Source organism: Collinsella aerofaciens (assembly GCF_015552075.1).
Lineage (GTDB): Bacteria > Actinomycetota > Coriobacteriia > Coriobacteriales > Coriobacteriaceae > Collinsella > Collinsella aerofaciens_Y.
This window is the reverse complement of the sequence record NZ_JADNDZ010000015.1, coordinates 1-25,385: the sequence shown is the minus strand read 5'-3', so window position 1 is coordinate 25,385 and position 25,385 is coordinate 1. Positions and strand designations below refer to the sequence as shown.

Here is a 25,385-nt window from a genome sequence, read left to right as displayed (position 1 = left end):
TGCGAATCTTGTATTACGAACATCTGTGCGCGTCGAGTGCGCTAAACTCATCGGCAGTATGATTCGATGCAATAGGAGGCAAGGAGCTTCCATGTCTGATTCTTCTATCGTTATTCGCGGCGCTCGTGAGCACAACCTCCGTGATATCGATGTTTCCATTCCGCGTGACCAACTCGTGGTCATTACCGGTCTTTCTGGCTCGGGCAAGAGTTCGCTGGCATTCGACACTATCTATGCCGAGGGCCAGCGTCGATACGTCGAGAGCCTTTCGAGTTATGCGCGCCAGTTCTTGGGCCAGATGGACAAACCCGACTTGGATTCAATCGACGGCCTTTCGCCGGCCGTCTCAATTGATCAAAAGACGACATCCAAGAACCCGCGCTCGACGGTTGGCACCGTAACCGAGATTTATGACTATCTGCGCCTGCTGTTCGCCCGTGTGGGCACCCCGCACTGTCCCGAATGCGGCCGCGTCATTGAGCGTCAGACGACCGACCAGGTTGCCGACAAGGTCTTGGCGGCGGGGGAGGGCCGCCGCGCGTTTGTGCTGGCACCGGTGGTGCGCGGGCGAAAAGGCGAGTACACCAAACTGTTTGAGGACCTTCGCGCCGAGGGCTTTAGCCGCGTGCGTGTCGACGGTGAAGTGCGCTCGCTCGACGATCCGATCGATCTGGACAAGAAGTTCAAGCACGATATCGAGGTCGTAGTCGATCGCATCGTGATCCGTGAGAACTCTCTGGGCCGTATCGCCGAGTCTGTTGAGCAGGCGACCGCGCTGGCTCACGGCAATGTAAACGTGTACATGCTGCCCGATCGTGATGCTCCCGAGGGGACCGAGGGCGAGCTGCTGGAGTATTCGTTGGCCTTGGCGTGCCCGGAGCATGGTCACTCCATTGACGATCTTCAGCCGCGTGATTTTTCGTTCAACGCTCCCTATGGCGCATGTCCTGAGTGCGACGGCCTGGGCTTTAAGAAAACCGTTGATGCCGAGGCGTTGATCGAGGACCCCTCGAAGTCCATTGCCGACGGAGTCTTTGGTAGCCTGTTTGGCAACTCGAACTACTATCCGCAGATTTTTGCTGCGGTCTGCAAACACTTTAAGGTGAGCACCGATACGCCGTGGGAGGACTTGCCCCCTCGCGTGCGTCGTGCATTCTTGGATGGCCTGGGCGATACGAAGATCTCGGTCGACTACCAAAAGCTCGACGGACGTCGCAGCCAGTGGGATACCAAGTTTTCGGGCGTTCGCAACATCCTGTACGAACGCTATACCGAGACGACGAACGAGAACACCAAGGCGCGCCTGGAGAAGTACATTCGCGAGGAGCCGTGCTCGAGCTGCCACGGCGCTCGTTTGCGCCCTGAGATGCTCGCCGTCACCGTGGGCGGCAAGTCCATTTACGAGGTTTGTTGCCTGTCGTGCCGTGAATCGCTCGAGTTTTTTGAGGGCCTGGAACTCACCGAGCGCCAACAGTTTATCGGCGGCCGTATCGTCAAGGAAATCCTGGAGCGCTTGCGTTTTCTGGTCGATGTTGGACTCGACTATCTGACGCTCGATCGTGCCTCGGCGACGCTTTCCGGTGGCGAGGCGCAGCGTATTCGCCTGGCAACGCAGATCGGCGCGGGTCTCATGGGCGTGCTCTATATTCTGGACGAGCCCTCGATCGGTCTTCATCAGCGTGACAACGAGCGCTTGATCAAGACGCTCGAGCGCCTGCGCGATATCGGCAATACCGTTATCGTCGTCGAACACGACGAGGATACAATCCGTGCCGCCGATTACGTGATCGACATGGGGCCCGGCGCTGGCGTCAACGGCGGACACGTAGTCGCGGCGGGAACGCCTGCCGATATCATGGCGTGTCCCGAGTCGATGACGGGCGCTTATCTGACCGGTAAACGAATGATCCGGGTGCCTGATGAACGGCGCAAGCCCGGTCGCGGCTGCCTTAAAATTACGGGCGCTCGAGCCAACAACCTCAAAAACGTTACTGCCAAAATCGAGTTTGGTACGCTTACGGTTGTTACCGGCGTGTCGGGATCGGGCAAGAGCTCCCTGGTTACCGACACCATTGCGCCTGCCCTTACGAATGCCATTCACCGCTCGACGCGCCCTGTGGGTCCATATAAGAAAATCGAGGGCATCGAGTGTATCGATAAGGTTATCGATATCGACCAGTCGCCGATTGGCCGCACGCCGCGTTCCAACCCTGCTACCTATATCGGCCTGTGGGATGATCTTCGCGCGCTGTTTGCGAGTACGCCGGAGTCGAAGGCGCGCGGCTACTCGCCGGGTCGTTTCTCCTTTAATGTGAGTGGCGGGCGCTGTGAGGCGTGCAAGGGCGACGGGCAGATCAAGATCGAGATGCACTTCCTTCCCGATATCTACGTTCCCTGCGAAGTTTGCGGCGGTAAACGCTACAACCGCGAGACACTCGAGGTCACCTACCGTGGCAAGACCATCTCGGACGTGCTCGAAATGAGTGTCACCGAGGCGCTGGCCTTCTTTGGGAATATCCCGCAGATTAAGCGCAAGCTCCAAACGCTGTACGATGTAGGCTTGGGCTACGTGAGCCTGGGCCAGCCCGCCACGACGCTCTCGGGCGGCGAGGCGCAGCGTGTGAAGCTCGCCAAGGAGCTTCATCGACGCCAGACGGGCAAGACGTTCTATATTTTGGACGAGCCGACGACCGGCCTTCATTTTGAGGACGTCCGCCAGCTGCTCGATGTGCTGCAGCGCTTGGTCGATGCGGGCAACACGGTGCTGGTGATTGAGCACAACCTTGATGTCATCAAGGTTGCCGATCGTCTGATCGATATGGGTCCCGAGGGCGGTAACGGCGGCGGAACCGTTGTGGTTTCGGGCACACCGGAGCAGGTTGCGGACTGTCCGCAGAGTTATACGGGCAAGTTTTTGGCGCCGTTGCTCAGGCGTGACCGGGAGCGTCAGGCTCAACTTGATGCTCAATAAATAGGCGATTCAGTTTATGGGCGCCATCGACTCCTTGTGATTCGATGGCGCTTGCTGTGTCGAAGTGACGTATGCAGCCGAATTGGACATATACTTAATCTTTACGTCCGAATGCGAGGGAAAGGATATGTCATGGCAAAGGCTGTAAAGACGCCAAAAACCAATGCGATGCGCGAGCTGGAAAGCGCCGGCATTTCCTATGTTCTACATACGTACGAAGACGATGGTGATGAGTCGGTGGGCCTGGGGGTCGCGATTTCGGAGCAGCTTGGCGAGGAGCCCGGTCAAGGATTTAAGACTTTGGTCTGCGTGACACCGTCCAACGACTATGTCGTGTGCTGCATCCCTGTTGCCGACGAGCTCGATCTAAAGTCCGCCGCGCGTGCCGCGGGGGAGAAGTCCTTGGCCATGATGCATGTGAAGGATTTGCTTGCGGCGACTGGCTACGTTCGCGGCGGCTGCAGCCCGGTCGGTATGAAAAAACGCTACCGGACGCTCATTGATGAGACATGCGTCCTTTGGGATACCATTTTTATTTCGGGAGGCAAGCGTGGTTATCAGCTCGAGCTTGCACCCGATGATTTAATTGCATTTTGCGGGGCGACGGTTGCCGCGATTACGAGAGAGGACTGAGCGATGCCGCAGGAAGAATTGAAGCGCGGAGCTCATTTTGCAAAAGAATCTGCGCCTCAGACACCCTCATCCGAAGCTTCTTCGTCGCGAGATGACACTGACGACATGGGCTCGTCGGACTACTCCACGGTTGGTCGTTCTGCCGGGCTTATGACCATCCTGACTATCGTGTCTCGCGTCACCGGTTTTATCCGCACGTGGGCAATGGCGGCCGCTATCGGCATGTCGCTGCTCTCGTCCTCCTATCAGGTCGCCAACAACCTGCCCAATATGCTCTACGAACTCGTGATGGGCGGCATGCTCGTGACGGCGTTTTTGCCCGTGTACATGGGCGTGAGGCGTGAGCAGGGTCGCGAGGCCTCGAACGAGTACGTGGGCAACCTGCTCGGCATTCTGCTTTTAGTGCTGGGTGGCATTTCGTTGCTGGGGACCGTGTTCGCCCCGGGCTTTATCTGGACGCAATCGTTCCTTTCGGGTGACGGTGGCAGCATGGATACCGCTGCGTTCATGTTCCGTTTCTTTGCCATCCAGATTCTGTTTTATGGTTTGGGCTCGGTGTTCTCGGGCGTTCTCAACGCACACCGCGACTACTTCTGGTCGACGTTTGCCCCGGTCCTCAACAATGTGATCGTCATTGCGAGCTTTATGGGTTTTGCGCCCGTGTCCGCACAGTTTGGCGAACGTGCCGGCATCATCTTGATTGCGGCCGGTACGACCCTCGGTGTCTTTGTTCAGATGGCATGTCAGATTCCCGCGCTTGGCAAGCACGGCGTGCATCCCCATATCCATATCGACTTTAAGGACCCCGCGCTGCGCCAGACGATTGCGCTCGGTATCCCGACGCTGCTCGCCACGGTGTGCATGTTTGTCTCGACTTCTATCACCAACGCTGCCGCGCTGGTGGTCCAGCCCGAGACGGGTCCTTCCGTCATCGCCTATGCGCGCCTGTGGTACACGCTGCCCTACGCGCTGATTGCCGCCTCGCTTTCGACGGCGCTCTATACCGAGCTCTCTCATGACGCACAGGAGAAGGATTACGACAGCGTTCGCACGGGCATTTCGCGTGGCGTCGCCCAGATGCTGTTCTTCCTGATTCCGTTCGCACTGTACCTGATTGTCTTCGCACGTCCGCTCAATATGATCTACTGTGCTGGCAAGTTCGATGAATCCGGCGTGGCTCTGGTGTCCGAGTACCTTGTCTACCTGGCGCTCTCGCTGCCGCTCTACGGCGTGGTCGTGTTGATGCAGAAGAGCTTCTCTGCCTTGCTCGACATGAAGCCCTATAGCCGCTATTGCCTGTATTCCGCCATCGGCCAGGCCGGCTCGGTTCTGCTGTTTGGCGTTGTGCTGGGCTTCGGTATGCCGGCAATCGCGCTTTCGTATGTCGTCGACTACGTGATCTTGGTCGGCTGTTCGCTGTGGTGGCTGCGTCGTCGCCTGCGTGGCCTTCAGGTCAAATCTATCCTACATGGCGGTTTCTTTGGCCTTTTGCTCGGTGGCCTAGGTGCTGCCGCAGGCGCCGGCGTCATGTGGGCGCTTGAACACTTTGTCGGGGCACTTGGCGGCTCGATTCTGATTACTCTTGGCTACGTTTGCGTTGCGGGTGTCGCCTCGCTTGTTGTTACCTTTGGCCTTGCCGTCGTCCTTAAGATGCCCGAGGTCTCGGCGCTGCTTCGTCGCAAGTAGGTGCGCGTGGCCTGTCACGACAACATACCAACGCTTGCCGAGCAGGTTTCGCGCGTTCCCACACAGCCCGGATGCTACCTTTGGAAGGATGCCAAGGGCGATGTCATCTACGTGGGCAAGGCGAAAAACCTGCGCGCCCGCATGCGTCAATACGTGACACTGCAGGATGAGCGTCAAAAGATCCCGCTGATGATGCAGCTGGTGGCGAGCTTTGACTACATCGTTGTCGAAACCGAGCATGAGGCGCTTGTACTCGAGCGCAACCTGATCGGCCAGTACCATCCGTACTTTAACGTCGACCTCAAGGATGACAAGAGCTACCCCTTTATCGCCATTACAAAGGGCGACCTGTATCCCGCGATCAAATACACGCGTGAGCGTCATAAGCCGGGAACGCGCTATTTTGGACCCTATACCGATAGCCGTGCGGCACGTGAGACGATAGATACGCTGCGCAAGGTTATTCCCATCTGCTCCGCATCCTGTGCGGAGTGGCGTCGTTGTCGCCGTATCGTTGAGTCCCACAAGGGCGAGGAAGACATCGTCAATATGATTTGCGCGCAAAACGGGCGTCCCTGCTTTGACTACCATGTCGGGCGCGGCCCGGGTGCGTGTGTCGGCGCGATTTCCCCGGCAGACTATGCCAAGAACGTCAAGCGTGTCGAGCGCTTTTTGTCGGGCCATCGCAAGGATGTCGTCGATGAGCTGACCTCCGAGATGACGGATGCCGCCGAGGCGCTCGACTTTGAGCGCGCGGCACGCGTCAAACGTCGTTTGGAGGTCATCAGGGGTCTGGACGATCGTCAGCAAGTCGTTTTTCCCTCCAGTGTCGATATCGATGTCATCGGGTTCTATCGCGAGGAGACCATCTCCGCCGCTTGCGTCTTCGTCGTTCGCGAGGGCCGAACAGTTCGCACCTGCGAGTTCATTCTCGACAAGGGTCTTGATGTTGACGAGGAAGAGCTCCAGTCGGGCTTTCTTAAGCGCTATTACGACGAGACGGCTGATATTCCAGCTGAGGTCAACCTTTCCGTCGAGCTTGAGGATGCGGAGGCGCTGGGGGAATGGCTTGCGGGCAAGCGCGAGCGTTCCTGCCATCTCCATAGGCCGCAGCGTGGCGAAAAGCACCGTTTGCTCGATATGGCATCCAAAAATGCGCGCCATGCCCTCATGCGCTACATGATGCGAACGGGGTACGCTGACGACCGCACCAATCAGGCGCTCCTGGAGCTCGAAAGCGCGCTGGCGCTGCCAGCGCCGCCGATGCGTATCGAGTGCTTCGATATCTCGACGCTGCACGGAACCTTTACCGTCGCCTCGATGGTGGTGTTTACCAACGGACGCGCCGACAAGAGCCAGTACCGTCGTTTTAAAATTCAGGCCGAATTGGACGAGGCAAACGACTTCGTGTCGATGTCCGAGGTTTTGGGACGACGCTATGCTCCCGAGCGCATGGCCGACGAGCGCTTTGGATCGCGCCCCGATTTGCTCGTTGTCGATGGCGGTAAGCCGCAATTGACCGCTGCGATCAAGCAACTTGAGGCTCTTGGGCTCGATATACCAGTTTGTGGCTTGGCAAAGGCCGATGAGGAGGTTTTCGTGCCTTGGGACGAGACTCCAGTCGTGCTTCCGACCGGGTCCGCGTCGCTCTATCTAATCAAACAGGTGCGCGATGAATCGCACCGTTTTGCCATCACGTTCCATCGCGAATTGCGCGATAAAGCCATGACGGTTTCGGTACTCGATGACGTTCCAGGCGTGGGACCCACCAGAAAACGTGCCCTTATGCGCCATTTTGGCTCGATGAAGCGTTTGCGCGCGGCGAGCGAGCAAGAGATCGCGGAAGTTCGAGGCGTTCCGGCCGATGTCGCCAAAGCGGTCCACGAGGCACTTGTTGCATGGAATGCCGAACGCGCCCAGGCATCGGCCAACCGTTCCGAAAACTAAACGTGCTTCTAAACAACTGATATACATGATTGGCCGATTTTCAATCATTTATTTCGCGGCGATTACCTGTCGATTTCGGGTTTTATTAACGCTAAAACGTTTGACTAGCCATGGTGAACAACCCTGCTATCCTGCGGGTTGACGATGACTGATATCTCACCTCGTCGATACATACTGTCTGGCGAATCGTTTGTCAATGAATTCGGTGAACGGTAGTAAATACCGTTCAAACGTATGTATGTATCGGTCGCCGAGCGCGGCACCTCAGTTGGGTTCGTCGGTAGGTAAGGTATATATCGTCCGCAAGTTGCGCGGGGGCAAGTCTAGGTGCTCCCGGGTAAGATTCTCTATTGATAGGAGAAGACATGGCCATCATCAACAAGGGTATGTCCAGGCGTTCGTTCCTCGGCCTCACCGGCAGCGTCGCTGCTGTCGCAGGGCTTGGTCTCACCGGCTGCGGTGGCAGCTCCAACGACGAGGGTTCCGCTTCCGGTTCCGCCGATTCCGCCAACCGTGGCGGCGGTGTGATTACCGCTGGTTCCGCTTACGCTCCGTCCAGCTTCGATCCCGCCAGCACCGGCTCCGCTGTGGGCCTGGGTGCTAACTGGCACGTCGTCGAGGGTCTCTACGGCATCGATTACCACGACTACAGCACCTTCAACGAGCTCGCCACCGACGATCCCAAGTCCGTGGACGACACTACCTTCGAGGTCACCATCCGCAAGGGCGCCAAGTTCTCCGATGGTACCGAGGTCACTGCTGACGACGTCGTCGCTTCCTACACCGCTTGCGCTGCTTCCGCTACCTATGCTCCGTTCTTCCAGCCCTTCGAGTCCATCGAGGCCAAGGATGCCAGCACTGTAACGGTCAAGACCAAGGTCCCCAACTTCTCCCTGCTCAAGGATCGTCTGGCCATCATCCGTGTTACCCCGGCTACTCAGTCCGAGGAGGATCGCGCCAAGCAGCCGATCGGTTCCGGCCCCTGGATGTACGACTCTATCTCCGATACCGAGATCACCCTGGTTCCCAACCCCGAGTACAACGGTGAGTATGCTGCCGAGGATAAGAAGATCCAGTACAGCATCCTGACCGACCCCACCGCTCGCGTTACCGCCCAGCAGGAAGGCTCCACGCTCGTTATGGAGCTCGTCACCGCTGACGCCGTCGACCAGCTCGAGAGCGCTGGCTGCAAGATCGACAACGTCCAGGGCTTCGGCACCCGCTTCATCATGTTCAACGTCGCCAAGGAGCCTTGGAACAACGTCAAGGTCCGTCAGGCCGTCATGTACGCGCTCGACACCGAGAAGATGATCACCAACACCTTCGCCGGCCTTGCCACCGCTGCCAGCTGCTACCTGCCCAAGAGCTTCACCAACTATCATGAGGCTTCCACGGTGTACAAGACCGACGCCAAGAAGGCCAAGAAGCTCATCGAGGAGTCCGGCATCACCCCGGGTGCCATCACCCTGCGCACCACCGACAACGAGCAGATTAAGGGCATGGCCGCCCAGGTCAAGAACGACCTCGACGCTCTCGGCTTCGAGGTGACCATCCAGACCGATACCTCGCCGGCCACCTACGCTGCCATCGACGGCGGCGAGGCCTACGATATCCTCCTTGCCCCTGGCGATCCGTCCTGCTTCGGCGCTGACCCCGACCTGCTGCTCAACTGGTGGTACGGCGACAACGTCTGGATGCAGACCCGTTGCCCGTGGAAGGAGTCCGCTGAGTGGGAGAAGCTCCACGGTCTCATGGACGAGGCTCTTGCCGCCGAGGGCGACGAGCAGCAGAAGAAGTGGAACGAGTGCTTCGACATCATCGCCGACAACGCTGTTCTGTACCCCGTTGTCCACGTCAAGACCGTCTCCGCTTCCTGGGACGATCCGTCTACCGCGCCCAACGGCGAGGCCCTCGATGGCTTCAAGGGCATCGGCACGACGAGCATGTCCTTCAGGGGCGTCGCGACCGTCAAGGCCTAAGACTCGTTTGAGTCATATGTGGGGCGTCGGTCGTAAGGCAACGTCCTCATAGTTGAAACAAAGACCCGGGCGGCCTCGATGTCGCTCGGGTCTTGTAATGAGTATCCATACTCATATACCAGTTGGTCCTACCGACAAAAGAAAGGGGAGAGAACGTGAACAACTTTCTACGTTTGATTGGAAGGCGTCTCGTGGCGCTGCCGATCATGGCATTGGGCGTCACCGTCCTGGTGTTCTTCCTTATGTCGTTCTCCAAGACCGACCCCGCCTATACGGCGTTGGGTGACGGTGCCTCGCCCGAGGCGGTTGCCGAGTACCATGAGAAGTATGGTCTGGACGACCCCTGGCCCGTGCGCTACGTGCGCTACATGGGCGATCTGATCCATGGTGACATGGGCACCTATGGTGCTGCTCGCAACTCCGTTGCCAAGCGCATCTCCACGGCCCTGCCCGTCACGATGCAGCTGACCTTCATCGGTCTTGCCATCGGCGCGGTCGTCTCGTTTTTGCTCGGCGTCATCGCGGCACTGTATCGCGATAAATGGCCGGACCAAGTGATCCGCGTCTTTTCCATCGCCGGCTTGGCAACCCCGTCGTTCTGGCTTGCCGTTCTGTTGATTCTGCTGTTCTCTTCCTACCTTAAGGTGCTCCCGGCATCCGGTGCTCTGCCTCACTTCACCACCAACCCGGCTGGCTATCTGGGACGTATGATCATGCCCGCTATCGCTCTGGCATTCCCGCTGACGGGCCAGATGACTCGTATCGTGCGTACGGCCATGGTTGAGGAGCTCGACAAGGACTACGTCCGCATGGCCCGTGGCGCCGGCGTTCCCGAGAAGGTCGTCGTCGGCATCAACGTTTTGCGCAACGCGCTGATCACCCCGGTCACCACCCTCGGTCTTAAGATCGGTTACCTTATGGGCGGCGCCGTCGTCATCGAGGTCATCTTCAACCTCCCCGGCATGGGTACTGCGATTCTGCAGGGCGTTCAGGGCAACGAGGCGAACCTGGTTCAGGGCGTCGTCATCGTCGTTGCTCTTGCCTTCATCATCATCAACATCGTGGTTGACATGCTCTACCTGCTCATCAACCCGCGCATCAGGACGGTGTAGATTATGGTAAAGATTCGAGAGAAGCAAACCGAGCAGCTCGAGAAGGCTGCCTCCAAGGGGCTCAAGCTCGGTGGCTGGAAGAAGATGACGCTGTCTTCTAAGATTGCCGCCGTCGTGCTGGTGTTGGTCGCCCTGACCGCGATTCTGGCGCCCCTTCTTGCCCCCTATAGCCCGGTCGAGATTTTCACTGCTCGCCAGGCTCCCGGCAATGGATTTATCTTCGGTACCGACGATAAGGGCCGCGACATCCTGTCGCGTATGCTTTACGGTGGCCGTTACTCGCTGATCATCGGCTTCGGTGCTACTGCCATGGCTCTGGTCTGCGGCTCGGTCGTGGGCGCCCTCGCGGCGGTTTCGCGCAAGTCCGTTTCCGAGGCGATCATGCGCATCCTGGACATCATCATGTCCATCCCGGGCATCGCCCTCGCTGCCGTCTTCGTCTCCATCCTGGGCAATTCCGTGCCGTCGATCATCTTCGCCATTGGCTTTATGTACACTCCGCAGATTGCCCGTATCGTGCGCGCCAACATCGTGTCCGAGTACGGCGAGGACTATGTCCGCGCGGTCATCGTTTCCGGCGCCAAGGCTCCGTGGATTTTGATCAAGCATGTTCTGCGTAACTGCATCGCCCCGATCATGGTCTTCACCGTTACCCTGGTCGCCGACGCCATCATCTTCGAGGCCTCGCTGACCTTTATCGGCGCTGGTATCCAGGAGCCCACCGCTACCTGGGGCAACATCCTCGCCGACGCCCGCGGTGGCGTGCTCGCTGGCCGTTGGTGGCAGGCGCTGTTCCCGGGTCTGGCTATCATGATCACCTGCCTGGCGCTCAACATCCTCTCCGAGGGCATTACCGACGCCATGGCCGCTGCTCCCTCCGCCGCCCTGGATCCGACCGATTCCTCCAAGCGCCGCGAGGCCGACCTGCTGGTCTCCGACCCCGTTCGCGCTTACAAGGAGCAGGCTCAGTCCCTGTCCGCCCGTCTTGGCGCCCTGCGCGATGTCGAGCTCAAGCGTAACGACCGCCATGTGCCCGATGAGTCCGTTGAGCCGATCCTTTCGGTCCGTGATTTCTGCATCCAGTTTGAGCACCACGGTGATATCAACGTCGTCGATCATGTCAACTTTGATGTCCGTCCTGGCCAGACCATGGGCCTGGTCGGTGAGTCCGGCTGCGGTAAGTCCATCACCACGCTGGCCATCATGGGCCTGACCGACGATGACGAGCATCTTTCCGGTGAGGTTCTCTGGGAGGGCCGCGACCTGCTCAAGATGAGCAAGAAGGAGTGGTTCGGCCTGCGCGGTACCGATATCGCCATGGTCTATCAGGACGCCCTGTCCTCGCTCAACCCCTCCATGCTCATTTCCGCCCAGATGAAGCAGCTCACCAAGCGCGGCGGTACCCGTAGCGCCGAGGAGCTCCTGGAGCTCGTGGGCCTCGACCCCAAGCGTACGCTCGAGAGCTATCCGCATGAGCTTTCCGGTGGTCAGCGTCAGCGCGTTCTGATCGCTATGGCCCTTACCCGCGACCCCAAACTGGTCATCTGCGACGAGCCCACGACCGCTCTGGACGTTACCGTCCAGAAGCAGGTCATCAAGCTGCTTAACGATCTTCAGGCCAAGCTCGGCTTTGCCATGATCTTCGTTTCGCACGACCTGGCACTGGTCGCCGAGGTCGCTCATAACATCACGGTTATGTACGCCGGCCAGGTTATCGAGCAGGCGCCCACCAAGGAGCTGCTCACCAACCCGATTCACGAGTACACCCGCGGCCTTCTGGGTTCCGTCCTGTCCATCGAGAGCGGTTCGGGCCGCCTGCACCAGGTGCCCGGCGCCGTTCCGAGCCCGCGCGATTTCCCCAAGGGCGATCGCTTCGCACCCCGCTCGAGCCATCCGCGCATTGGCCTGGACACCCGTCCGGTCTTCAAGCGCGTGCCCGGCACCGAGCACTTCTATTCCGAGCTCCCCGACGAGGTGCTCAAGGCAAATGGTTTGACCCCTCACGCGGAGGTGATGTAGATGAGCGAGACCGCAGTCAACGGCGTCGAGCCGATCATCTTCCTTGATGACGTCCACGTCACCTTTAGGACCCGTACCGGCTCGATTCTGCACCCCAACCTGGTTCACGCCGTCCAGGGTGTAACGATTAAGCTCATGCCCGGACAGACCATCGGCATCGTCGGCGAGTCCGGTTGCGGAAAGTCCACCACCGCCAACGTCATGTGCGGCCTGCAGGCCCCCACGAGCGGCAAGGTCTACTTTAAGGGCAAGGACGTTACCAAACGTACCGCCGAGGACCGTCGCCACATGGGTCGCGTCATCTCGGTCGTGTTTCAGAACCCGGCCACGGCGCTCAATCCCCGCATGGTCGTTCGCGAGCAACTGCTCGACCCCATGCGCGTCCACAACCTGGGTACCGAGGCCGAGCAGGAGAAGCGCGTCAAGGAGCTCTTGGAGCTCACCGGTCTGCCCAGCTCCGCCGCCGAGGTTCTTCCCGGCCAGCTTTCGGGCGGCCAGCGCCAGCGCGTCGCAATTGCGCGCGCCCTGTCGCTGAACCCCGATGCCATCATCGCCGACGAGCCCACCTCGGCTCTGGACGTTTCGGTCCGCGCGCAGATTCTGAACCTGCTGACCGACCTTAAGAAGGAGCTCGGCCTGGCCATGGTGTTTATCAGCCATGACATCCAGACGGTCCGCTATATCTCTGACGACATCATCGTTATGAATGGCGGCAAGATCGTCGAGCAGGGCGAGGCCAAGCAGGTCTTCCAGCACCCTCAGGACCCCTACACCAAGATGCTGCTCGGCGCTGCGCCGTCGCTGCTGCATCCCAAGCTCGGCGAGTAGCCTCGCTTTCCCTCCCGTGCGCCCGGTTCCCTTGCCGGGCGCACCTCCGTTGCGATTTCGAAAGGTTGGGTTCACGAGCCATGCCAAGTGCTCAGGAGCTACAACAGCAATTTGGTGAATATCGTGGCGCTATGCCCCGTCCATCGGATTTCGATCTCTTTTGGAAGGACCGCATGGCCGAGGCCGACGCCGTCGAGCTCGACTATGCGATTGAGGCGGCTTCGGTTGCGGATTCCGCGACCTGTCGGTTTTTCGACCTCTGGTATACCGGCATGTGCGGTGCACGCCTGCATGCCAAGTATCTCCAGCCGGTTTCGGACGAGCCCGTGCCGCTGGTGCTACAGTTCCACGGCTATCCGGGTGCAAGCCGCAGCTGGTTCGAGCAGGCGTCGTTTGCGGGCATGGGCATGGCACTCATCGCTCTCGATTGTCCTGGCCAGGGTGGCCCCTCCGAGGATATTGGTGGATTTGAAGGCACGACGGTTGCTGGGCATATCGTCGCCGGTATCGACGGCGACCCGGCCAATCTTTACTATGTCCGCTTGCACCAGGATATCCGCATTCTGTGCCGTATTGTTCGCGAGCTCGAGGGCATCGATCTTTCCCGCGTATTTGTGAACGGCGCATCGCAGGGCGGCGGTTTGGGCATTGCGACCTGCGCGCTTAATAGTGAGCTTATCAATCGCGCTGCCATCCTCTATCCCTTCCTGTCGGATTTCCGCCTTGTTTGGGATCTGGATGCCGACGATATCGCTTATGAAGGCCTGCGTTATTGGTCGCGTTGGTTTGACGAGGACTCGACTCGTATTGAGGAGGCCTATGCCAAACTGGCGTACTTCGATTCCAAGAACTTTGCCCCCATGGTCAAATGCCCCGTGCTGTTTGGCACGGGCACAGCCGATATCGTCTGTCCGCCGGCGACGCAGTTTGCGGTCTACAACAATCTGGCCTGTGAGAAGCGACGCGAGTTCTTTGAGGGCTTTGGCCACGAGGAGATTCAGGACTTTGACGATCTGATCATTCCGTTTTTCTGCGAGGGAGGGGAGGCTCATGTCTAAGTGCGAGAGCAATATCGACGAGCTGATCGTCCCCGGGCTCGCGGAGATGCCTGGAACGGTTTCGTCAAGGCTCTCTGATTTCCGGGGTTGGCACGGCGATGCTTCGGCGGATGTTTCCGAATTAGAGACAGCCGCTTCGGACCTTGAGGTTTGCGGGCTGACTGTTACGGCGATTGATTTCGCCAATCCGTGCGCGCGCTACTCCGAGGTTTCCATTGAGCTCGGCGGGTATGTCGTACACGGTCGTTTGATTGAGCCCTTAGGCCATGCCCGGGCATCCGAGTTTGTGCCGCTCTGTCTGATGTTTCACGACATCGATCGACCCGTGCGTGGATGGCATCACATGACGAGATTTGCCGCCATGGGGTATGCCGTTCTCGCGCTGGATGACGATGTTGCTGGTGCGGACGACCTGCAGTGGGGGATTGCTTCGCCCGCTTTTGTCAAGCGCGTCCGTTGGGGCTGCGCGTTGGCGAAGGTCGCGCGCAATCTTGATGGCATGGATCCCGATCGCATTTTTGCATGGGGCGAGGGTCTTGGCGGCGGTGTCGCGCTGGCGGTTTCTGCTCTGGACGAGCGCGGACTTGCCTGCACGGCGGTTGCCAATCCAATTCCCGGTGGCCTCGAGGCTCTGTCGTCTCGGGTGCGCGGATCGGTGCTCATGGGCACGTCGCTCATGGATACCGTGAGCGACCCCAAGGGTCAGTTTGCCGTATTCAACGGTCTTGAGTGTGACCGGAGGCATATCATCTATGCCAAATACGCTCATGAGCGTATTAACGCGTTCGAAAACGAAGTCGTCGACTTCTTTAACCAAACGTTCTATCCGTGTTCTTTGGCCTAGACGGCCTGGACACTGCCAACAAGAGTGGGTGGCATAGGGTCGCCCGCCAGACAGCTAAGGAGATTCTTGTGGCAACTCAGAAATTCACCGGCGTTATCCCTCCCGTCGTTGTTCCCGATACCGAAGATCACCAGCTCGACGTTGCCTCCTTTGAGCGCAGCATCAACCGCATGATCGACGCCGGCGTCGATGGCCTGTTCTTCTTGGGATCCTCGGGCGAGGTCGTCTTCTCCACCGACGAGCGCCGTCGCCAGATTATCGCCGAGGCCGTTCGTATCGTCGACCACCGTGTGCCTGTTCTGGTCGGCATCATCGATACCGAGACCGAGCGCATGATCGAGCACGGCAAGGTCGCCCAGGAGCTGGGCGCCGATGCCCTCGTCGCCACCTGCCCGTTCTATGCCCTGCAGGGCATGACCGAGGTCGAGGAGCACTTCCGCATCCTGCACGAGGAGCTCGACCTGCCCATCTTTGCCTATGACATTCCCGTCTGCGTTCACACCAAGCTCCCCTGGAAGCTCCTTGCCAAGCTCGGCGCCGAGGGCGTTCTGGCCGGCGTCAAGGATTCCTCGGGTGATGACATCTCGTTCCGCTACCTCGTTCAGGAGAACGAGAAGAACGGCCATCCGATGAGCATCCTCACCGGTCACGAGGTTGTTGTCGACGGCGCCTATCTCGGCGGCGCTGACGGTTCCGTCCCGGGTCTCGCCAACGTTGAGCCCGAGGGCTACGTGCGTCAGTGGAAGGCCGCTCAGGCTGGTGACTGGGCTACCGTCAAGGCCGAGCAGGATCGTCTCAATGAGATCTCCCACATCTGGGATGTCACCTCGGGCGTCCAGGGCTATGCCGGTGGCGTCGGCGCCTTCAAGACCGCTATGAACCTCATGGGCATCTTCGACAGCCCGACCATGCCGCGCCCGGTGAAGGCCATGACCGGTGAGAACGTCGAGGCGATTAAGAAGGTCCTCCAGGACAACGGCCTCCTTTAAAGCTTTCCCAGGCACCCGACCTCGCCGTTCAACCGTGCGGCCATGACCCATTAGGTCAATGGCCACACGGCTTCTCGGCGATCTCGGGCACCTGGAAAACCTTTACCGCGCTGTGACGGCTAGCCTGACGGCGCATTTCCTGTAGTTGTTTATATCTCCTAAGGAGAGCGACATGGAGAACAAGTACGTTTGCTCCGTCGATATCGGCGGCACCAAGATTGCGACTGCCATTATGGAGTATCCGGCTGATGGCGGCGTGCCCCATCCGGTCTTTGAAGCCGAGGTTCCCACCGAGGCCCAAGAAGGCGGCGAGGCAGTTTTCCAGCGCATCGAGGCGTCCATCAAGGCTGCTCTCGAGGCGAACCCCGATGTCGAGGTCCTCGGTATCGGTATTGGCGCCGCCGGTGTCGTCGACCCCAAGACGGGCGCCATCGCCTACGCCAACGAGATCATGCCCGGCTGGTCTGGCGTTCAGTTGGGGCCGCGTCTGCGCGAGGACCTTGGTCTTCCCGTTGCCGTGGTGGGCGACGTGCAGGCTCATGCTCTGGGCGAGGCCCACTGGGGCGTCGGCAAGGGCAAGTTCTCCGTCTTGTGTCTGGGCATCGGTACGGGCATCGGCGGCGCATATGTCGAGAACGGCCGCGTGATGCAGGGCTTCCACGGTGCTGCCGGTCATATGGGCCACATCGAGTGCTCGGCTGCCGCCGGCATTCCCTGCGCCTGCGGGCGTTCTGGCCATCTTGAGTCTGTTGCTTCGGGCACTTCCATTGGTCGCATGTACGACGAGCGCTTTGGCCGCGTCGACCCCAGCCGTCCTTCGGTCGGTCGCGATGTAAACGACCTGTGCCGCGCGGGCGACGCAAAGGCGACTGAGGTCATCCATGACGCCGGCTTTGCGCTGGGTGCCAGCTTGGGCTCGCTCGCTAACATCCTGGACCCTGAGGTCATCGTGCTTTCGGGTGGCGTGATTCACCAAGGTCCCGATTGGCGTTCACAGACGTGGAAGGATTCGGTACACGAGGGCTATGCCAGCCAGGCGCTCGATCCGCTTCAGGACACGCCGATCCTCATCGGTTCTCTTGAGGGCGATGCTCCGCTCATCGGTGCCGCCGAACACCTTCTTGCGTCGTTGAAATAAACATAGCTACCAAGTGCGCCTTCTGAGGTGCCGCAGATTGACGTGAAAGAGGAGCGAAGCGTACTTCGGTACGCGAGCGACGGTTTGAACGTCAAGGTGCGGTGTCTCAGAAGGCTGTTTTTGAGAAAGGTTGAGTCGAACATGACCGTTGATCCTTTGATCCAGTCCCTGAAGGGCAAGCTCGTCGTGAGCGTTCAGGCGTATATGGGCGAGCCGCTTCGTACGCCCGAGACCATGGCTCAAATGTCTCGTGCTTGCGAGCTCGGCGGCGCCGCCGCCATTCGCTGCCAGGGCCTTGCCGACATTGCCGCCATTAAGGGTCGCTGTGAGGTCCCCGTTATCGGCCTGTGGAAGGATGGGCACGAGGGCGTTTACATCACGCCGACGCTGCGTCACGCTCGCGCCTGCGTTGCTGCGGGTGCCGATATCGTGGCGATCGACGCCACCGATCGTCCGCGTCCCGACGGCAAGTCGGTCGAGGATACCTTCCGCCCGCTGCACGAGGAGGGTGTGCTCCTGATGGCGGATTGTGCCACCATCGAGGACATTCGCCGTGCGGTTGATATGGGCTTCGACCTTGTATCTACCACGCTTTCTCACGGTGTCGCTGCCATCGACTGCACCATGGCCGATGGCCCCGATCTGCCGCTCCTGCGTCAGGCGACCGAGGAATTCCCCGGTCTTCCCATCATCTGCGAGGGCCGCGTGCACACGCCCGAGGAGGCTCGCGCCGCGATCGATGCTGGCGCCTGGGCCGTTGTCGTCGGCACCGCCATCACGCACCCCACGAGTATTACAAGTTGGTTCAAAGCTGCGCTTGAGGCGTAAGACAGGCCTCGTATCCGCTCGGGGCGGTATACTCAATAAAGGCAATTGATCGCGCGGGATCCGCTGGCCGGGTCCCGCGCTTGTTTTAGGAGGCGCACATGCAAAAGGGAGATGCCATGGATGCGGCGGAGCGCTCGGAGCGCATCCCCGATATCGTCATCATCACCGGAATGTCTGGATCGGGCCGAACGCAGGCCATGCATGTGTTCGAGGACATGGGCTACTTTTGCATCGACAACTTGCCTCCGCGTCTGATCGCCCAGCTTGCCGAACTCGTCGGCATCAATACGGGCGTGGGCAGGCATCTTGCCGTCACCTGCGACCTGCGCAGCCAGGGCTTGTTCGATGAGCTGCTCGATGCCGTTGCCGCACTCGAGGAGCGCGAGATGAGCTGTGACATCGTGTTTCTCGAGGCCTCTGACGAGGTACTGATCCGTCGTTATAGCGAAAACCGCCGCCGCCATCCCATTGCCAAGCCGGGAGAGACTACGGCCGATGCGATTCAGCGCGAGCGCCTGCAGCTGCAGGACGTTCGCGACCGAGCCGATATGATTATCGACACGAGCCGTCTGCGCACCTCTGCGCTGCGCAACAAGCTGCGTATGGCATTTTCCGAGTTGTCCGACCAGCAGCTCATGGACGTTCACGTGTTCTCGTTTGGCTTTAAGCACGGTATGCCCGTCGAGGCGGACATTATGATCGACGTCCGCTTCCTGCCCAATCCGTTCTACGATCCCGAGATGCGCACCATGACCGGCCTCGATAAGAAAGTCTCCGACTTTGTTCTGGACCATCCCAAGACCCAGGAGTTCTGGAAGGCCTGGACGCAGCTGCTCGATACGGTCATGCCCGGCTATATCGCGGAGGGCAAGCCGCAGCTTTCTATCGCCATCGGTTGCACGGGCGGTCAACACCGCAGCGTTGCCATCGCCGAGGCCACGGCACGTTATTTGGAAGGTGCCCAATATCACGTGAGCATTTCCCACCGCGACCTGTCGCGCGCCAACACGAAAGCATAGGCCTGCATGTCGTTTACCGCCGAGGTGCGTGACGAGCTCGCGCGCTGCGAACCCGAATGTGAATACTGCGACTTGTCGACGCTTGCCGCCCTGACGCGTGTGAGCGGTACACTTTCGCTGGCCGGCTCCGGGCGGTATCGTTTGACGGTCGCGACCGAGACGGGCGCTGTCGCGCGCACGATGATCACACTGACGCATCGCATCCTTAAGCTCAAAACGGAATTCACCGTTCGTAAATCGGTCTTGCATAAGGTCCGTAACTATCTCATTACCCTGCCCGATCAGCCCGACCTGGACAAGGCTCTGGTGCTGTTGGGCATTCTCGACCGCAGGGGAGGGCTCGTCGCTGGTGTTCCCCGGCACATCGTTGCCCGTCCCTGCTGCAGGCTTGCCTACATTCGCGGCGCGCTCATCGCCGGCGGTTTCGTGGCCGATCCCCGCGGCGACTTTCATTTGGAGATCGCGGTGCAGGGCGAGCAGTATGCACGGGGCCTTTGCGATCTATTGGAGCAGATTGGGGTCCATGCGCGCGTTAACGCGCGGCGCGGGTCCTTTGCTGTCTACATTAAGAGTGCCGAGGAGATTGAGCATCTTTTAAAGCTGATTGGTGCCAAGCGCAGCGTTGCCGAGATCGAGGAGGCGCGCGCGGTCAAGTTGGTTAAGAACGATGTGAACCGTCGCGTGAATGCCGAGCTGGCCAATCAGACCAGAAGTGCGGGTGCCGCCCAGCATCAGCTTGCGTTGATCGATGAGCTCGAACAGCGAGGTTTGCGCGACACGCTTCCGGACGCCTTGGCGGTCTTTTGCGACCTGCGCGAGCGCTATCCCGATCTGTCGCTGCGCGATCTGGGCGAGATGGCCGACCCTCCCTTGTCGAAGTCGGCCCTCTACCATCGTGTTTTGAGGCTTGAAAAGCTCATTGAAGCAAACAGGTAGTTGAGCGAAACTGCTACTATACGGATTTAACTGCTGTTTTACTCTTTAAAACGTTTTAACGTAAATTTGATTTTCAATTTCGAGCATTCTCGTGAAATTCAAGTCAAAAAAAAGGTATATTAGGCGAGTGGTTAGTTTGTGGGCCTCAACGGCGGGCGCTGTAGCTCGCGGGGGCCTTACGAAAGGAGACACAATGGCAGTAAAGGTTGCTATTAACGGCTTCGGTCGCATCGGTCGTCTGGCTTTCCGTCAGATGTTCGGTCATGAGGGCTCCGAGATCGTCGCTATCAACGACCTCACCTCTCCCGATATGCTCGCTTACCTGCTGAAGTACGACTCCACGCAGGGCAACTACGCTCGCGATCACGAGGTCGTTGCTGGCGAGGATTCCATCACCGTTGACGGCAAGGAGATCAAGATCTACAAGGAGGCCGACGCTAACAACCTGCCTTGGGGCGACCTTGACGTCGACGTCGTTCTCGAGTGCACCGGCTTCTACACCAGCAAGGCTAAGGCTCAGGCCCACATCAACGCTGGCGCCAAGAAGGTCGTCATCTCCGCTCCGGCCGGCAGCGATCTGCCCACCATCGTGTACAACGTCAACCATGAGACGCTGACCGCTGAGGACAACATCATCTCCGCTGCTTCCTGCACCACCAACTGCCTCGCCCCGATGGCCAAGGGTCTGAACGACTTCGCTCCCATCGTGTCCGGCATCATGACCACCATCCACGCCTTCACCGGCGACCAGATGCCGCTCGACGGCCCGCAGCGCAAGGGCAACTTCCGTCGCTCCCGCGCCTGCTCCGAGAACATCGTCCCGAACACCACGGGCGCTGCCAAGGCCATCGGCCTGGTTCTCCCCGAGCTCAACGGCAAGCTCATCGGTGCCGCCCAGCGCGTCCCGACGCCGACCGGCTCGCTGACCAACCTCTACGCCGTCGTTGACAAGAAGGTCACCGTCGACGAGGTCAACGCTGCCATGAAGGCCTACGCCGAGACCATCTCCGAGACCTTCGCCTACAACGAGGACCAGATCGTCTCCCGCGACATCGTCGGCGAGACCCACGGCTCCATCTTCGACGCCACTCAGACCATGTGCTCTGACCTCGGCAACGGCCAGACCCTCGTTCAGGTCACCTCTTGGTACGACAACGAGAACTCCTACACCTCTCAGATGGTCCGCACCATCAAGTACTTCGAGAAGTTCGTTGCTTAATTTAGCATTTAGCGAATAGCTCGTTGAGCGTCTAAAGAAGGGCGCGGCCTTATAGGGCTTACACCCTAGGGTCGCGTCCTTTTTATAAGAAATCGTCTGCCGTAATGGGAGGCAGACACGTACGAAAGGTAGAAGCAAACATGGCCTTTACCAAGAAGACCGTCCGCGACATCGATGTCGACGGAAAGCGCGTTCTCGTCCGCGTTGACTTTAACGTGCCTATCAAGGATGGCGTCGTTGGCGACACCACCCGTATCAAGGCTGCCCTGCCCACCATCAACTATCTCGTTGAGCACAATGCTCGCGTCATCCTCATGAGCCACCTCGGTCGTCCCGAGGGCACCGGCTTCCAGCCCGAGCTGTCCCTCGAGCCCGTCGCCAAGAAGCTCGCTGAGCTCTCTGGTCTCGACGTTGCCTTTGTCGCCGACACCTACGGCGAGAAGGCTGCTGAGGCTGTCGCCGCCGTCGAGCCGGGTAAGGTCCTCGTTCTCGAGAACGTCCGTTTTGACAAGCGTGAGAAGAAGAACGATCCCGAGATCGCCAAGAAGCTCGCTTCCTATGGTGACGTCTTCGTTCTCGATGCCTTCGGCACCGCTCACCGCGCCCAGGGTTCCGTCGTGGGCCCCGCCGCTTACCTGCCTGCCGTCGCCGGCTTCTTGCTCGAGAAGGAGGTCGACACGCTGACCGGCATCTTCGCCGAGCCCGAGCGCCCCTTCGTCGCCATCGTCGGCGGTTCCAAGGTTTCCTCCAAGATCGGCGTTCTCGATCACCTCATCGACTCCGCTGACACCCTGATCATCGGTGGCGGCATGGCCTACACCTTCTTCTTGGCTCAGGGCCTGACCGTCGGTCAGTCCCTCAAGGAAGAGGACTGGGTCGAGCGCGCTGGCGAGATGCTCAAGAAGGCCGAGGAGAAGGGCGTCAAGATCCTGCTCCCCATCGATAACCGCGTTGCCGATCACTTTGGCGAGGACGCTGTCCCCGAGGTTGTCGCTTCCGACGCTATCCCCGACGATCGTGAGGGTATGGACATCGGCCCCAAGACCGAGGAGCTCTACGCCGAGGCCGTCAAGGGCGCCAAGACCGTGTTCTGGAATGGCCCCATGGGCGTCTTCGAGTTCGACAACTTCGCTCACGGCACCCAGGCTATTGCTGAGGCTGTCGCCGAGGCCGACTGCACCTCGATCATCGGCGGTGGCGACTCTGTCGCAGCTGTCAACAAGTTCAACCTGGCCGACAAGATGAGCTGGATCTCCACCGGTGGTGGCGCTTCCATGGAGCTCGTCGAGGGTAAGGCCCTGCCCGGAGTGGAGGCGCTTCTCGATGCCTAATCGCACCCTTCTTATCGCTGGTAACTGGAAGATGAACAACGACGTCGCCGAGGCTGCCAAGCTCGCCGACGAGCTGGCTCAGGCTCTGCCCGAGGTTCCGGCTGGCGTCGAGGTGCTCGTCTGCCCTCCGACCATCGACATCACCACGGTTCATGACCGCATTCAGGCTGCCCCCATCGCCCTCGGTGCACAGAACGTGTACTGGGAGGCCAAGGGTGCCTTCACCGGTGAGTCCTCTTGCGACATGCTCAAGTCCGCTGGCTGCACCTACTGCATCATCGGTCACTCCGAGCGTCGCGACTACTTCCACGAGACCGACGAGGACCAGAACAAGAAGGCCAAGGCTCTCGTTGCCGCCGGCCTTGTTCCCGTCTTCTGCTGCGGCGAGTCCCTCGAGGTCCGCGAGGCCGGCACCTATGTCGAGCACGTCGTGAACCAGGTTAAGGCTGGCCTTGCTGGTCTTGAGATCACCTGCCCCAAGCAGGTCGTCGTCGCCTACGAGCCCATCTGGGCCATCGGCACCGGCAAGACCGCTACCGCCGAGGACGCTCAGGAGGTCTGCGGTGCTATCCGTGAGACCCTCAAAGAGATGTTCGGCGAGGAGCTCGCTAACGGCATCCGCGTGCTGTATGGCGGTTCCGCCAAGCCCGGCAACATCGCCGAGCTCGTCGCCAAGCCCGACGTTGACGGCGCCCTCGTGGGCGGCGCTTCGCTCAAGGCTGCCGACTTCGCCTCTATGGTCGTCAAGGCAGGCGAGTAGGACATATGGCACAACGTCATCTTCCTGCACTCCTGATTATCATGGATGGTTGCGGCCTTGCTCCGGCCGATGGCGAGAACGCCGTCGCCGCTGCCAAGACGCCCTTCCTTGATAGCCTGTACGAGAAGTACCCCCACACCACGCTCGGCGCTTCGGGCGAGGACGTGGGCCTTCCCGACGGCCAGATGGGCAACTCCGAGGTGGGTCACCTCAATATCGGTGCCGGCCGCATCGTCTTCCAGGAGCTTTCGCGCATCAACAACGCCATCAAGGACGGCTCCATCGCCAAGAACGAGGTCTTCGTCAAGGCTATGGACGATGTAAAGGCCGAGGGCAAGACCCTCCATCTCATGGGCCTTATGAGCCCTGGCGGTGTTCATTCCCACATGAACCACGTCGAGGCTCTGGTCAAGATGGCTGCCCAGCATGGCGTCAAGACCGTTCGCGTCCACGCCTTTATGGATGGCCGCGACGTCGACCCGCAGTCCGGTGCCGGCTACATGAGCGAGTTCTGCGCCTTCCTGGCCAAGATCTCCGAGGAGACCGGTTGCGACGCTCGCGTTGCCACCGTCTCGGGCCGTTACTGGGCCATGGACCGCGATAACCGTTGGGAGCGCATCCAGCGCGCCTACGACGTCATGGTCAATGCGTCCGATGCCGATGTCGACCCCGTTGCCGGCATCAAGGCCTACTACGAGAAGGATCCGCGCGGCGACGAGTTCGTCGAGCCCTTCGCTGCCCACAATGAGGGCATCCACGAGGGCGACGCGGCCATCTTCTTCAACTTCCGTCCCGACCGCGCCCGTCAGATGACCCGCGTGTTCACGGACAAGGAGTTCGACGGCTTTGAGCGCGAGCAGATCAAGCTCTCGCACTTTGTGACGATGACCGAGTACGATCCGACGTTTGACGTCGAGGTCGCCTTCCCCAAGACGTTCCCGGAGAACGTCCTAGCCGACGTCATCGCCGCCAATGGCCTGAAGCAGCTGCACACTGCCGAGACCGAGAAGTACGCCCACGTGACGTTCTTCCTCAACGGCGGCATCGAGGAGCCCAAGGAGGGCGAGGAGCGCGTGCTCGTCGCTTCCCCCAAGGTCGCTACCTACGATCTGCAGCCCGAGATGAGCGCTCCCGAGGTTACCGAGAAGCTTGTCGCCGCCATCAACGAGGACCGCGCTGATTTCTATATCGTGAACTTCGCGAACTGCGACATGGTTGGTCACACCGGTGTCTTCGACGCTGCCGTTAAGGCCGTCGAGGCTGTTGACGATGCCCTGTCCAAGGTTGTCCCGGCGATTCTCGCCAAGGGCGGCTTTGCGTTGATTACCGCCGACCACGGCAACGCCGATCACATGTTTGACGTTGCTTCCGACGGTTCCAAGCATCCGTTTACGGCGCACACCACCAACCGCGTGCCGTTCATCATCGTTGATGAGAAGGCACAGCTCACCGGTATCGAGGACGGTCGTCTTTCCGATATCGCTCCGACTATGCTCACCATGGCTGGTCTGGAGCCTTCCGCCGAGATGACGGGCCGCGTGCTCGCCACCGAGGCCTAAGAGAAAACAAATACCGTTTTCTAGCAAGGGGGTTGTCCACAATCGGACAATCCCCTTTTTTGGTATTTCTGCCATTTCCGCCCCGTCCCCGAGTGGCAGGTAGGGGAGAACGGGGGATTGTGGTACAGTACTGGAGTTTGAATTGTTCTATTAAGGAGCTTATCTATGGGTCCGTTCCAGATTCTTCTGTTTGTCGTTTGGGCTGTTTCTGCCGTGGCGCTGACGATTCTCGTCCTGATGCATTCCGGTAAGGGTACCGGCGTTTCGGATATGATTGCCAGTTCGCTGTATAACTCCAGCTCAGCCACAGGCGTTATGGAGCAGAACCTTGACCGCCTGACCGTCATCATGGCTGTCGTATTTGCCGTGTGTGTCGTTCTGTGCATGTTCTTCTTCCCGCAGGGCATCGTGGGCTACTAAGCTCGAGCCACATAAATACTTGAAAAGGGTTCCGCAAGTGCGGGACCCTTTTTGTTCAAGACTTTAGTCCGCTGGCCGCGCAGCGGCCAGCTTTAAACCACCCGCTACG

At 59.7% G+C, this 25,385-nt stretch carries 20 protein-coding genes; all 20 read left to right on the top strand.

Annotated elements, in window-relative coordinates:
- Positions 1–91: 91 nt before the first annotated feature.
- The 20 genes from uvrA (at position 92) to secG (ending at position 25,276) form a co-directional block, all read left to right on the top strand.
- On the top strand, positions 92–2,971 hold the full coding sequence (gene uvrA, locus I2D41_RS01020) for an excinuclease ABC subunit UvrA (protein WP_195363243.1): 2,880 nt from the start codon (positions 92–94) through the stop codon (positions 2,969–2,971).
- Positions 2,972–3,103: 132 nt separating this feature from the next.
- Entirely contained in the window at positions 3,104–3,604 is a 501-nt protein-coding gene (gene ybaK, locus I2D41_RS01015; protein ID WP_006236166.1) for a Cys-tRNA(Pro) deacylase, read from the top strand.
- Between the two features lie 105 nt (positions 3,605–3,709).
- On the top strand, positions 3,710–5,290 hold the full coding sequence (gene murJ, locus I2D41_RS01010; RefSeq protein WP_117848727.1) for a murein biosynthesis integral membrane protein MurJ: 1,581 nt from the start codon (positions 3,710–3,712) through the stop codon (positions 5,288–5,290).
- 6 nt (positions 5,291–5,296) lie between these two features.
- Positions 5,297–7,237: an excinuclease ABC subunit UvrC gene (gene uvrC, locus I2D41_RS01005; RefSeq protein ID WP_195363242.1), complete on the top strand. Its 1,941-nt coding sequence runs from the start codon at positions 5,297–5,299 to the stop codon at positions 7,235–7,237.
- Positions 7,238–7,602: 365 nt separating this feature from the next.
- On the top strand, positions 7,603–9,216 hold the full coding sequence (locus tag I2D41_RS01000) for an ABC transporter substrate-binding protein (RefSeq protein WP_195363241.1): 1,614 nt from the start codon (positions 7,603–7,605) through the stop codon (positions 9,214–9,216).
- A 155-nt stretch (positions 9,217–9,371) separates the two neighbouring features.
- Complete coding sequence (locus I2D41_RS00995) at positions 9,372–10,328, top strand: ABC transporter permease (RefSeq protein ID WP_022094871.1); 957 nt, start codon at positions 9,372–9,374, stop codon at positions 10,326–10,328.
- 3 nt (positions 10,329–10,331) lie between these two features.
- The gene (locus I2D41_RS00990; RefSeq protein WP_022094872.1) at positions 10,332–12,347 is read left to right on the top strand and encodes a dipeptide/oligopeptide/nickel ABC transporter permease/ATP-binding protein; all 2,016 of its coding nucleotides are present in this window, start codon (positions 10,332–10,334) and stop codon (positions 12,345–12,347) included.
- On the top strand, positions 12,348–13,175 hold the full coding sequence (locus I2D41_RS00985; RefSeq protein ID WP_006236159.1) for an ABC transporter ATP-binding protein: 828 nt from the start codon (positions 12,348–12,350) through the stop codon (positions 13,173–13,175). It begins immediately after the preceding gene.
- An 80-nt stretch (positions 13,176–13,255) separates the two neighbouring features.
- Positions 13,256–14,233, top strand: a complete 978-nt coding sequence (locus I2D41_RS00980) for an acetylxylan esterase (RefSeq protein ID WP_055310506.1) — start codon at positions 13,256–13,258, stop codon at positions 14,231–14,233.
- Complete coding sequence (locus I2D41_RS00975; RefSeq protein ID WP_055310507.1) at positions 14,226–15,077, top strand: acetylxylan esterase; 852 nt, start codon at positions 14,226–14,228, stop codon at positions 15,075–15,077. Before I2D41_RS00980 ends, I2D41_RS00975 begins: the two co-directional genes overlap by 8 nt.
- Before the next feature lie 68 nt (positions 15,078–15,145).
- Positions 15,146–16,066, top strand: a complete 921-nt coding sequence (locus tag I2D41_RS00970; protein ID WP_035138887.1) for a dihydrodipicolinate synthase family protein — start codon at positions 15,146–15,148, stop codon at positions 16,064–16,066.
- A gap of 172 nt (positions 16,067–16,238) precedes the next feature.
- A complete protein-coding gene (locus I2D41_RS00965) occupies positions 16,239–17,204 on the top strand; it encodes an ROK family protein (RefSeq protein ID WP_055286945.1) in 966 nt (321 codons plus the stop codon).
- Positions 17,205–17,345: 141 nt separating this feature from the next.
- A complete protein-coding gene (locus I2D41_RS00960; protein ID WP_006236154.1) occupies positions 17,346–18,032 on the top strand; it encodes an N-acetylmannosamine-6-phosphate 2-epimerase in 687 nt (228 codons plus the stop codon).
- A gap of 98 nt (positions 18,033–18,130) precedes the next feature.
- On the top strand, positions 18,131–19,051 hold the full coding sequence (rapZ, locus tag I2D41_RS00955) for an RNase adapter RapZ (protein ID WP_195363240.1): 921 nt from the start codon (positions 18,131–18,133) through the stop codon (positions 19,049–19,051).
- A gap of 6 nt (positions 19,052–19,057) precedes the next feature.
- Positions 19,058–19,987 (top strand): DNA-binding protein WhiA, encoded by a 930-nt coding sequence (whiA, locus tag I2D41_RS00950; RefSeq protein WP_055310509.1) that lies wholly within the window; start codon positions 19,058–19,060, stop codon positions 19,985–19,987.
- Between the two features lie 193 nt (positions 19,988–20,180).
- Positions 20,181–21,206 carry a type I glyceraldehyde-3-phosphate dehydrogenase gene (gap, locus tag I2D41_RS00945; RefSeq protein WP_055310510.1) on the top strand — a complete coding sequence of 342 codons (1,026 nt, stop codon included), beginning with the start codon at positions 20,181–20,183 and terminating at the stop codon, positions 21,204–21,206.
- A 140-nt stretch (positions 21,207–21,346) separates the two neighbouring features.
- Positions 21,347–22,537, top strand: coding sequence for a phosphoglycerate kinase (locus tag I2D41_RS00940; RefSeq protein ID WP_099431437.1), 1,191 nt, complete (start codon positions 21,347–21,349; stop codon positions 22,535–22,537).
- The gene (gene tpiA, locus I2D41_RS00935) at positions 22,530–23,297 is read left to right on the top strand and encodes a triose-phosphate isomerase (protein WP_022094882.1); all 768 of its coding nucleotides are present in this window, start codon (positions 22,530–22,532) and stop codon (positions 23,295–23,297) included. Before I2D41_RS00940 ends, tpiA begins: the two co-directional genes overlap by 8 nt.
- A 5-nt stretch (positions 23,298–23,302) precedes the next feature.
- On the top strand, positions 23,303–24,856 hold the full coding sequence (gene gpmI / locus I2D41_RS00930; RefSeq protein WP_195363239.1) for a 2,3-bisphosphoglycerate-independent phosphoglycerate mutase: 1,554 nt from the start codon (positions 23,303–23,305) through the stop codon (positions 24,854–24,856).
- Between the two features lie 165 nt (positions 24,857–25,021).
- Positions 25,022–25,276 carry a preprotein translocase subunit SecG gene (gene secG, locus I2D41_RS00925; protein WP_006236144.1) on the top strand — a complete coding sequence of 85 codons (255 nt, stop codon included), beginning with the start codon at positions 25,022–25,024 and terminating at the stop codon, positions 25,274–25,276.
- The last annotated feature ends 109 nt before the right edge of the window (positions 25,277–25,385 follow it).